We start from the raw sequence: 597 nt of genomic DNA on the forward strand, positions 1-597 counted from the left end.
AAATTAATTCGCCTTGCATCAAGCTCGCCAAGCGCCCCACCCGTTAAATCACAACCAGTAAAATCAGCCAAAGACCAATCAAACGATGAAAACTCCCCACAAGAAAGATCGGAGCCACGAAACACGGCGCCAGTTATCACAGTGCCATTCCAGCGATTTTCCCACAGTTCGCACTTTTCTAATATGACTCTAGAAAAATTAGCGTAACTAAGATTTGTCTTGGTTATATAAGCACTACAAAACCATGACCTTGTAGTTATCATATTCATAAAATTAGCCCCTCGAAAATCAGCTCCTTGAGCTAAACACTCACTAATTTCAAGACCTAAGGCGCTAATGTTTTTAAAATTACTCATTGATAAATCGCAGCTTTTAAAGCTAGCGTTTTTTAGTTTGGCTCTATTAAAATCACACCCTTCCAAGCTATTCCTGTCGTAAAAACTACAATCAACAAATTCAGTATCAGTTAAATCAACCCCTGAAAAATCACAATTTGAAAAGGCAATATTTTTAACTCTATTCCCCGTAAATTGATCTCGTGAAAACTTTTCATTGATAAAGTGCTTTTCCATACATGCTACACCTGGTTATTTATAC

General features: G+C 37.2%; 1 protein-coding gene. It reads right to left on the bottom strand.

Annotated elements, in window-relative coordinates:
* Positions 1-572, bottom strand: a 572-nt coding sequence (locus AC04SH_RS34945) for a QnrD family quinolone resistance pentapeptide repeat protein (protein WP_147681661.1), incomplete at its 3' end; no start/stop codon positions are given.
* Positions 573-597: the final 25 nt, after the last annotated feature.

It is taken from the genome of Mesorhizobium sp. CNPSo 4688 (assembly GCF_057784295.1).